The organism is Desulfitobacterium sp. (assembly GCF_035539115.1).
Lineage (GTDB): Bacteria > Bacillota > Desulfitobacteriia > Desulfitobacteriales > Desulfitobacteriaceae > Desulfitobacterium_A.
Genome location: NZ_DATLJA010000098.1, coordinates 42,638 through 52,863, shown reverse-complemented (window position 1 = coordinate 52,863; position 10,226 = coordinate 42,638). Strand labels below are relative to the sequence as shown.

Genomic DNA, 10,226 nt, shown 5'->3' with positions numbered 1-10,226 from the left:
ATCCTGTACTCATAGGTTGTTGGAGTCAGTTTCTGTTCCGGGGTATAACCCACCACAAAGTAGAACGGCTTACTGTACCCACCTTAATTGAATTATCTCAGTTTATTGATGCTATGAAAAGCTAATCCCTATATATTATTTTCATTCCTCCCTGTGAACCAAAAGTTCATAAATGTTTCTGTTAGTAAAATAAAAAGGAGTCCTTAATGGACTCCTTTTTACCGAACTTATTCTCCCATGGAGATAACTTCTTTTGCCTTGTAATAACCGCAACTTGGACAAATATGATGTGCTAATTTCGGTTTATGGCATTGGGGGCATTCAATGTGGTTTGGTGCAGTTAACTTCCACATAGCCCGCCGTTTACGCACTCTCGATTTGGATTGGCGATGTTGACCGACACCCATAATTACACCCCCTTTAAGCTTCCTAATGCATCAATCTCTCTTTGACCACTGGGCAAGTGCTGCTAAACGCGGATCAATCTGCTCAATCATACACTCGCAAGAGGTATGATTTCGATTGACTCCACAGACCGGACAAAGCCCTTGGCACTCTGGAGAGCAGATAAACCTCATTGGTAGAGCCAACACGATCTGTTCAAGAATCCGTTCACTAATTTCTATTTCGTCTTTTTCAAAAACGAAGGCTGTTTCACTCTGTTCTTCTGAAGCCAAACTGCTAAGTACCCATTCATCCTCATAAGTTAAATCCAGTGGATAAATGAAGTCATCCATACAGCGACCACATATCACTTTGAGCTCTGCTTGAATCTGCCCTTGAACCAGCAAAGATTCTCCCAGGTTAATCACCTGTAAGTGAACACGTACAGGAGTTGTAAAAGACACCCCTTCAAGTTCCGAGTCATAAGAAGAAAAATCCTCTTCTAAATCAAAATGAGCTTTTCCAATCTCATTACGGCGAACTTGAGCGACATTAACTTTCACTGTAACCACTCCAATACACAACCATTATTATAGTTGGCACGATTTTCTTTGTCAAGGAAAACTCCTTAACCTTCATTCACGATCTTATAAGTATCCATGGCAATCATCAATTCTTCGTTCGTTGGAATGACAAGCACTCGGCAACGGGAATTATCAGTAGCGATATCGGCTTCTTTACCTCGGGTATCATTTTTCTCAGGATCGATTTCAACCCCGAGATAATTAAGACCTTTACAAATGTTCGCGCGCATTTCCGGGGAATTCTCTCCCAGCCCAGCCGTGAAGATGATTGCATCTACCCCATTCAGAACTGCGGCATAGGATCCGATATATTTCTTAACATCATAGGCAAAGACATCAAGTGCTAACTGAGCTCGGTAGTTACCTTCTGCAGCAGCCCCTTCAATATCACGGAAATCACTACTCACACCTGATAATCCGAGAACGCCACATTTCGTGTTTAAGAACTCATTAACTTTCTTAGACGTGAGATCCTCTTTCTGCATGATATAAGAAACAATCGCAGGATCCAAGTCTCCTGAACGGGTTCCCATCATCAACCCTTCCAAAGGAGTAAAGCCCATCGAGTTCTCTAGAGATTTTCCACCTTGAATTGCCGAAATAGAAGAGCCATTTCCCAGGTGACAGCTAATCAACTTCAGATCTTCGAGTGGACGGTTCAATAAAGCCGCAGCGCGTTGGCTGACATATTTATGAGAAGTTCCGTGAAACCCATATTTCCGGATCTTATATTTTTCATACATTTCATAAGGAAGACCATATAAATAGGCATAAGGCGGCATAGTTTGATGAAAAGCCGTATCAAATACAGCGACCTGCGGTACACCTGGCATTAAATTTTGGCAAGCTTCAATACCTGCAATATTCGGTGGGTTGTGAAGCGGCGCCAGCTCGATACATTCTTTAATAGCTTTCATGACATCATCCGAAATTAAAACGGATTGAGCAAATTTCTCTCCGCCATGAACGACCCGGTGACCAACTGCTCCGATTTCCTTGAGATCTTTAATAACCCCGTATTCTGAATTAACTAGAGCGTCCAAAACCAGTTGGATGGCTACCATGTGGTTCGGGATTTCTGCCGTAATAATTTCCTTTTCTCCTGCTGCTTTACGATGAATTAACACAGACCCAGGCATGCCGATCCGCTCAACTAGCCCTTTAGCTATGGGACGTTTGGTTTCCATGTCTAAAAGCTGGTACTTAAGGGATGAGCTTCCACAGTTAATGACAAGAATGTTCACGTTTGTACCTCCTAAATTCCTTTTCCACCCATTCTTTTTTCTCTTTCTAGTTTGCCCCAAAAAAACTACTTCTTATCAAAGAAGTAGATTTTTACAGCCATCGCTATCTTTTACGTTTTAAAACACTTCTTAGTTTATCACAATCATCCTCATTTTCAACCCCTTACGTGGAAATTCGGCGGATCTCAGAAGATTTCGCCATTGCTGCTTTCTGGCCTAACTCGACTTCTTCAACAAGATGGGCAAATCCCAAAGTCCCACTTCTAGGGTTTATTAAGCTTCCATATAGATTATGTATAACGAAAGGCGGGAGAATTATGGCAGCAGCTATCCGCATTATTCCTTTATTTCTTTTGGCTTTAGCAATGTTCTTTCACCCTCAGGAAGTCGTCATTTCGGCGACAACCGGTTTAACCCTTTGGTGGACGTTTGTCTTACCTGCCTTACTTCCTTTTTTTATTCTCTCCGAACTCTTGATGGGAGCAGGCTTTGTAAATTTTATTGGAGTTCTCCTTGAGCCTTTAATGCGACCGTTTTTTCGTCTTCCTGGCAAGGCCGCTTTTATTGTGGCCATGGGGTTTACGTCAGGAATCCCAGTTGGTGCCGTTCTCACCAGTAAGCTACGTCAGCAAAATCAGTTAACTCAAATAGAAGGAGAGCGGCTTTTGGCTTTTACCAGTAACCCAAGCCCTGGATTTATGCTTGGCGCGGTAGCCTCAGGAATGCTCGGAAAGCCGGAACTCGGCCTCATTTTAGCTGGTTCAGTGTATTTATCTAACCTTCTCGTCGGTATTCTCTTTCGCTTTTACCGTCATCAACCTGCCGACGGATGGCTTCACACTTCTGTTTCTATTAAAAGGGCCTGGCAAGAGCTTCTCAAAGCTCAGGACCAGGATGGTCGCCCGTTCGGGCAGCTTTTAGGCGATGCCGTTCGCCAAAGCATTCAGACCGTTTTGCTCGTTGGGGGGTTTATTACCTTTTTCTCTGTGCTCATTAATCTATTGAGTGTGGTACAGATCATACCAGGTTTGGCTCTTATTGTTAAATCGTTAACAGGTGACCATCTTACGGTACATGGCGTGACGGCTGGAGTAAATGCCCTTTTCGAAACAACCTTAGGTTGCCGTACCAGCATCCAAGCCTTCTCTGACCTTAACGTTCAAGTTGGCGTTCTGAGTGCTGTCATGGCTTGGGGGGGATTTTCTGTATTTGCGCAGGTCGCCAGCTTTACGAGTATGACAGATCTCCACTTCTCAGCCTTTTTCATCGGGCGAGTCTTGCAGACCGTATTTGCCCCGATCCTGAGTCAATTTCTACTCCTTTTTATCAAAGTTCCGGCATTCTCTCCCCTATCCACAATTCCCAATTTGCAATCTGCCACAGGTTTTTTATTAACCTGGCGACTCAGCGTCTGGGTCTTCTGCGGATTTATGGTCTTTTTCTTCATTACAGCCTTATGGATCCGGTTTCTGTCTCAAAAATGATTAAGTATTAGAACTAGTACGCGATAAAGAAAACCCGGCTTTCGCCGAGCTTTAGCGAGAACGAAAGCCGCTGGTTGCACTTATGCTATCTGCCCAAAACTTATACTTTCTGTTAGTAGAAAAAGAGAGACGCCCATCTAGGGGCGTCTCCTTATTCTGCTGTCTCTGTTTTCTTTTCATGTTGATCCCGTTTAACTAATGTCCTGAGCTCTTCCCGATTCTGACGCAGAGATTGCAACGTCTCAGCAACGCTCTTTTCAACCTGCTGCAAAAGCTCATCCGTATATTGAACTGCTCCCAATTTAACGTCTTTTGCATAGTTTTGTGCTTGACGGGCAAGATCTTCGGCATAACTCTGAGCTTGCTTGGCGACTTCATTTTCTCCGGCTAACTTTTCAATATAGGATTTACCGCGCTCCAAAATATGATCAGCCTCTGCTTTTGCTTCATCAAGAATTTTTTGTCGTTCATAGAGCACTCTCTGCGCATCCCGGATCTCATCGGGTAAAGAGGTTCGCATCCGGTCAATGAGCGCGAAAATCTGCGTATCATCCACTAAAACTTTTCCGGTCATTGGTATTTTGGTCCCGCGGTCGACAATTTCCTCTAATTCTTCTAAAATTTCAAAAACGTCGTTTTCCAAAGCCATCCTCTCCTATTCCATACATCTCTGAATATACCAGATTTTCGTATTTCCATATTCACTGGTTTTGCGGATCTCAAAAGGTTCAAATACCTGAAGATCTTCTTCACTGGCCGTTTCGGCAACAATTACACCAGCTAAGGTTAAACGACAGGGCTCACTAAGCATACTTAGCGCCCTAGTCACCAACCCCTGACGATATGGAGGATCAAGAAAAATTAGATCAAACATTTTCTCCGGATATTGCTTCAAAAACTCAAAAGCATCTAAACTAAAGAGTTGGGCTTGAGCTTCTCCTGTGAGCTTTAGATTTTCTTGGATAACCTTTTGTGCCAAATATGCTTTTTCGACAATTTCCACTTCTCGTGCTCCCCGCGAAAGAGCTTCAAGGGCTAGATTTCCTGTCCCTGCAAAAAGATCCAAAACTCGTGCATTTGCTACTTTCTCCCGTAGCACATTAAAAATAGCACCTTTTACTTTATCCGCCGTAGGACGAGTATCCATTCCTGATACCGTTTTAAGTTTACGCCCTCGCATTTCCCCGGCAATAATTCTCATAGATGTTCTCCTAGAAATTAAAAATAAACTCATAAGTACAAGCACAAAGACTGATTCTTTGGCATAAAAATCTAAGACAGCACAAGTTATTATAAGTATACCACAACCTGTCATTTTCTTACTAAAATTTTCGTATATTTCCTTTTAATCTGCAAATACTATTTTAGGTAAGATTATTTTTACCTTTCCCCCACCAGTTCTTCCTTTCATTTCTCCTCTCTGGTCACTGGTCGTGAGGGCCAGTGATTTTTTTGCACTTCAGGAAGATATATCCACGCCAATTATGGTACGAGCAACCGAATGAAAAGCGTCTCAAATTACTACTGGAGGTCAAATCTCTATGAAAAAATCAGATTTTATCCGAGAATTCAATGTCAATATTGATATGGCCGTCGAAGCCCATGAAATTCTTCGTGGAGAGTGTGGCGATGAGATTCCCGGTGTACGGATGAGCAAAGCAGAATTTGATCATGCCACCGTGACCACAATTGATATTGAAACAGAACAAGGCGTTCAAGAAATGGGACGACCCCAAGGAACCTACATAACCATTGATGCTCCAGAAGTCCGTCAGAATAATTATTTAGTTCACCATGAAATAAGCGAAATCCTCGCAGATGAACTCATGAAATTAATGAATCTTCAAGATGATTCAAGTATTCTTCTTGTTGGCTTAGGAAATTGGAATGCAACTCCAGACGCTTTAGGTCCTCAGGTTATTGATAAAAGCTTAGTCACACGCCATCTTTTTCAGTTATCACCAGATGAGCTCAAAGGAAAGTTAAGAAAAGTGAGTGCTATCGCTCCTGGAGTGCTCGGTATCACAGGAATTGAAACAGCAGAGATTATCCGTGGTATTGTCGAGCATGTGAAACCGGATTGGGTCATCGCCATTGATGCTTTGGCCGCAGGTTCCCTCGAGCGAATCGGTACCAGTATTCAAATCTCCGATACTGGAATCTCTCCTGGCTCAGGTGTAGGAAATCAACGTGTCGGCATTAACGAGGAAACTTTAGGCTGCAAAGTGGTGGCCATCGGCCTGCCCACCGTCGTTAACGCGGCTATCATCGCCCACAACTGCTTGGATGCTTTACTTGAAGAACTAAAGACCAGTCCCAGTCTTTACCGTCTTTATAAGGATTTTAGTCCGAAAACATTAGAACATATTTTAAATCAGTCCTTATCCCCTTACACCAATAATCTGATGGTGGCTCCTAAAGAAATCGATACCTTAATTCAGAACGCTGCCCGGATCATTGCGGGCGCTATAGGGATTAGCCTACACCCTGAAATTACCCAAGAGGAATATCAGATGTACTTGCAGTAAGCAGAAGGGTTGGCAGAGTTGCCTCGGAAGCGAGTGACGACGGCACATGGACGTGCCTAGCGCAAGCGCCTCCAAACAAGTGCGACAGTCCCACCGGGACTATCGGGATGGAAAAAGGCGCTGTACAGCCCCAGAGATGTAAGTGAACGGTGCGCGAAAATCTACATTTGCTGCTTAGGCCAAAGATACTACCCCAAAACTACTTGACTCACGTATTTACTATTTCCACGTAACAAAACAGAAAGAGCGGGAGAAACTCCCGCTCTTTCTGTCCCTAAATCTTTAAGTATTTGGGAACTTTTTATGCTTGCGATTGGCAATTCCGATCTCCTGAGCAACCTCATACTTAAATTTCTCGAGCTCCGCTGTCAGAGGAACTCCTGGATTTTTTTGATCTGCCATGATTAGCCCTCCTCTTACTTACATCCTTTTGAAGCAGACCTACATCGCTGCCTTCCTTGTTTTTCTCTTTGAATTCTACTGTTATTATTGTTTTTGAGGATACAAGTGATACCCGGGAATAATAGATAAAACAAAGTTATAAAACCAGTAGCACAAAAAAATACCACTTATAAATTTAGTAAAGAAAACCCGGCTTTCGCCGAGCTTAGCGAGAGCGAAAGTCGCCGGTTGCACTTATGCTATCTGCCCAAAATTTATACTTTCTGTTAGTATAAAAAAACTTCTAAATAACTTGATGTAATATAACCTGATGTAAATGTAATCCTTAAGCGAACCCTTAATGCAAACCCACTTTTTCTAAGGAGTAGTATTTCTCCACTTCCCGTAATAATTCCACATAGTCATTCGGATGAGCCAAAACCTTTTGCGCCACCTGATAGGCTTGTTCAACGATCCGGGCATCTCGGGAAAGATCAGCCAATCTCAATTCCATAACCCCATGCTGTCTTGTCCCGAGGATTTCACCGGCACCTCTTAATTTCAAGTCCTCTTCCGCGATTTTAAAACCATCCTGAGTTTCGCATAAGACTTTCAATCTCCGACTATCCTTGGCTGAGGACATGAGGATGCAAAACGACTGCTCACTTCCCCGACCGACACGACCACGAAGTTGATGGAGTTGAGCTAAACCAAATCGTTCGGCATTTTCAATAATCATAACGGACGCATTGGGAACATTAACGCCGACCTCGACCACCGTTGTCGAGACGAGGATATCCGTCTCGCCTGCCTGGAAGTTCTGCATCACTTCTTCTTTCTCGTGACCTTTCATCCGGCCATGTAAGAGAGCCACCTTCCGATGCGGAAACCGTTGACAAAGCGCTTCATATCTTTCTGTCGCCGAAATAAAATCCATGTGTTCTGATTCTTCGACAAGGGGGCAGACCACGTAAATCTGATGTTTCATGTCCATTTGCTCTTCCATGAAGTTCTCTAAGTTGGAACGACCCCGTTCCGAGAGTTTACGGGTAATGATGGGTTTACGTCCTTTAGGCATTTCATCCAAAACCGAGAGTTGTAAATCTCCATAAAGGGTTAAAGCTAAGGTTCTGGGAATCGGCGTAGCCGTCATCACTAGCACATGGGGATTTTGCCCTTTTGTTTGGAGCAGAGTGCGTTGTTTTACCCCGAAACGATGTTGTTCATCCGTCACGGCCAGCCCTAGCGCCTTAAACTCCACGGTCTCCTGAATTAGCGCATGTGTGCCAACTACGATTTGAGCGGTGCCGTCGGCAATTTCTTGAAGTACCTTCTCCCGCTCGCTCCGGGACTGACTTCCGAGTAAGCAGGTCACTCGGATACCCAACGGAGTAAAGGCTGCCCTTAAGGATTGAACATGCTGAAGCGCTAAAATTTCGGTTGGGACCATCATTGCACCCTGATAACCTGAGCCCACTGCCTTGAGGAGAGCCGCCATCGCAACTGCCGTCTTTCCTGAGCCAACATCTCCTTGAATTAGCCGGGCCATTCCCTGTGAACTCTCCATATCCCGAAAAACCTCTCGGATCACGCGTTTCTGGGCTGAAGTAAGTTCAAAGGGAAGGTCCCTCACGAAATGTTCAATTAACGTCTGCCCCCTCGTTAGAGGAGGGCTGTCTTCTCGTTGCACCCCTTGGCGTAAACGAGCTACCGCTAATTGTAAAAAGAGAACCTCTTCAAATACAAGCCGTTCGCGAGCCTGTCCAAGGCGCTGAAAAGAACTTGGAAAATGTATTTCGCGGTAGGCTTGTGGACGTTCTAGCCAATCCTTTTGCATTTCTTGGGGAAAGATTTCCGGGAAATAAGTAGGGATTTGGGCGATTACACCATTAACCAGATTTCGAATAACCTTTGAGGAAAGGCGAGCCGTTTCCGAATAGATGGGAATAATCTCCGGGGGTTTACCTGTCCCCGTCTTGATAACATCTGTGGCTTGAATTTCGGGAACTCTTTTCTGCCAACGCACTTTTCCAGTCACCGTTACTGGGGTCCCGACCGGAAACTGTTTGAGGATAAAGGTTTGATTAAACCACACTGCAGTAACCAAACGTCCTTCTTGCTCAATCGAAAGTTTCACAACCTTCATTCGACCACTGGTAACTTGTCCAGCAACCACCTTGCCGCTGACCGTCGCCAGCTCTCCGTCTTTGAGCTCTTCAATCCGCTGTAAATGACGATTCTCATAACGACGTGGAAAATATAGTAACAATTCCTTGACGGTTTCAATTCCTAAATGTTCCAACTGTTTAGCCCGTTCTGGACCAACTCCTTTGAGATATTGGAGAGGTCGATCTTTCGGCTCAGCGATCGCTTTGATCGAAATCGGCTTCTTTGGTTTTTCAGGGCCCTGAGGCTCTCTTGGTTTTGGTGGATAGCCGTCCTGCGTTGGTTTTGTCTGGATTAGTTTTTCTGGAGTTGATTTTTCCCGAGATGAGCCTGAACTCACTTCCTCGAGAAAACGTCGTAGATGAACCAGAGATTCCCGTCGCTGGAGTGGACTCCACGTTTCATAATTCTGGGCAATTGTTTTGAGAATTTGCAAGTCGAAATCTGGAGTTAGTTGTTCCAAACGCCGCAGAATGCCGGTCAGAAAGAAATGAAAGCCACCTACGACTCCCGTATCACTGTATCCCTGCTTTTCCTCTGCCACAACTGCCCTTTTCAGATTTTGGAGAACAAGTTTTTCTTGACTGGATATCATATAAACTCAGCCTTAATTCTCCGCCCTGTTGGCGTCAGGGCTAATCCACCTTGAGCTGTTTCACGAAGGCTGCAAGGCATCTGTTTGCCGATTTCATTCATAGCATCAATCACTTCATCAAGCGGAATCTTACTCTCTACGCCAGCGAGAGCCATCTCTGCTGCAGCGAGAGCGATCGTCGCTGCCGTTGCATTGCGCTTCACACAAGGAACTTCGACAAGCCCTGCTACTGGGTCACAAACTAAGCCCAACAAGGATTTCATCGCGAGTGCAGCGGCATCTCCTGTCTGACCAGGAGTTCCACCAGATAGCTCAACTGCTGCCGCTGCTGCCATACCCGCCGCTGAACCAATCTCAGCCTGGCATCCACCCTCTGCACCTGAAACATTAGCCCGATCGGCAATAACCATGCCAATCCCCGCTGCCGTAAAAAGGGCGGTCACCAAATCCTCTTCAGGACAATTAAGGGCCTCCTCCACCGTTAGCAGCACAGCCGGCAAAACCCCACAGGAACCCGCGGTGGGAGCTGCCACAATTTTTCCCATGGTGGCATTTACTTCAGCAACAGCTAAAGCTCGGGCAATTGCTCCGCTAATCCGTTCCCCGGTAAGGCTTTCTCCACTCTTCCAGCGGGCCTGAACCTTAGCCGCATCACCCCCGATAAGACCAGAAAGAGATTTACGTTCCCCACTTAATCCTGTTTGCACCGCCGCTCGCATTACGTTTAAGCTTAGCCGCATACGCTCCCGCAATTCGGATTCTGTTTTCTCAGACTCTTCGGCTTGCTCAACCAGGACAATTTCGCCGATTTTCAATTCTCTTTCCTCAGCAAGCTGAACATAATCTTGATAAGTACGCAT

General features: G+C 44.9%; 10 protein-coding genes. 2 read left to right on the top strand and 8 right to left on the bottom strand.

What is annotated here, in order from left to right:
• Positions 1-227 precede the first annotated feature (227 nt).
• The 3 genes from rpmF to VM640_RS15820 all read right to left on the bottom strand — a co-directional run bounded on the left by rpmF (position 228) and on the right by VM640_RS15820 (position 2,212).
• On the bottom strand, positions 228-407 hold the full coding sequence (rpmF, locus tag VM640_RS15830) for a 50S ribosomal protein L32 (protein WP_325393944.1): 180 nt from the start codon (positions 405-407) through the stop codon (positions 228-230).
• A gap of 30 nt (positions 408-437) precedes the next feature.
• The gene (locus tag VM640_RS15825) at positions 438-947 is read right to left on the bottom strand and encodes a YceD family protein (RefSeq protein WP_325393942.1); all 510 of its coding nucleotides are present in this window, start codon (positions 945-947) and stop codon (positions 438-440) included.
• Positions 948-1,012: 65 nt separating this feature from the next.
• Entirely contained in the window at positions 1,013-2,212 is a 1,200-nt protein-coding gene (locus VM640_RS15820; RefSeq protein ID WP_325393941.1) for an acetate/propionate family kinase, read from the bottom strand.
• Positions 2,213-2,529: 317 nt separating this feature from the next.
• On the opposite strand from VM640_RS15820, the gene VM640_RS15815 reads away from it, so the two are divergent.
• On the top strand, positions 2,530-3,696 hold the full coding sequence (locus VM640_RS15815; RefSeq protein ID WP_325393940.1) for a nucleoside recognition domain-containing protein: 1,167 nt from the start codon (positions 2,530-2,532) through the stop codon (positions 3,694-3,696).
• A 151-nt stretch (positions 3,697-3,847) separates the two neighbouring features.
• Here VM640_RS15815 and VM640_RS15810 read toward each other — a convergent pair whose 3' ends face one another.
• Together VM640_RS15810 and rsmD are read right to left on the bottom strand one after the other, a co-directional pair.
• Entirely contained in the window at positions 3,848-4,339 is a 492-nt protein-coding gene (locus VM640_RS15810) for an ATPase (RefSeq protein WP_414648019.1), read from the bottom strand.
• Between the two features lie 12 nt (positions 4,340-4,351).
• On the bottom strand, positions 4,352-4,897 hold the full coding sequence (rsmD, locus tag VM640_RS15805) for a 16S rRNA (guanine(966)-N(2))-methyltransferase RsmD (protein ID WP_325393938.1): 546 nt from the start codon (positions 4,895-4,897) through the stop codon (positions 4,352-4,354).
• A 340-nt stretch (positions 4,898-5,237) separates the two neighbouring features.
• Between rsmD and gpr the strand changes: the two genes are divergently transcribed.
• Positions 5,238-6,224: a GPR endopeptidase gene (gene gpr, locus VM640_RS15800; protein ID WP_325393937.1), complete on the top strand. Its 987-nt coding sequence runs from the start codon at positions 5,238-5,240 to the stop codon at positions 6,222-6,224.
• A 282-nt stretch (positions 6,225-6,506) separates the two neighbouring features.
• Here the strand turns inward: gpr and VM640_RS15795 are convergent, their stop codons facing one another.
• The 3 genes from VM640_RS15795 to sdaAA all read right to left on the bottom strand — a co-directional run bounded on the left by VM640_RS15795 (position 6,507) and on the right by sdaAA (position 10,226).
• Positions 6,507-6,626, bottom strand: a complete 120-nt coding sequence (locus VM640_RS15795) for a small, acid-soluble spore protein, alpha/beta type (protein WP_325393936.1) — start codon at positions 6,624-6,626, stop codon at positions 6,507-6,509.
• 337 nt (positions 6,627-6,963) lie between these two features.
• Entirely contained in the window at positions 6,964-9,366 is a 2,403-nt protein-coding gene (gene recG / locus VM640_RS15790; RefSeq protein WP_325393935.1) for an ATP-dependent DNA helicase RecG, read from the bottom strand.
• On the bottom strand, positions 9,363-10,226 hold the full coding sequence (gene sdaAA / locus VM640_RS15785; protein ID WP_325393934.1) for an L-serine ammonia-lyase, iron-sulfur-dependent, subunit alpha: 864 nt from the start codon (positions 10,224-10,226) through the stop codon (positions 9,363-9,365). Before sdaAA ends, recG begins: the two co-directional genes overlap by 4 nt.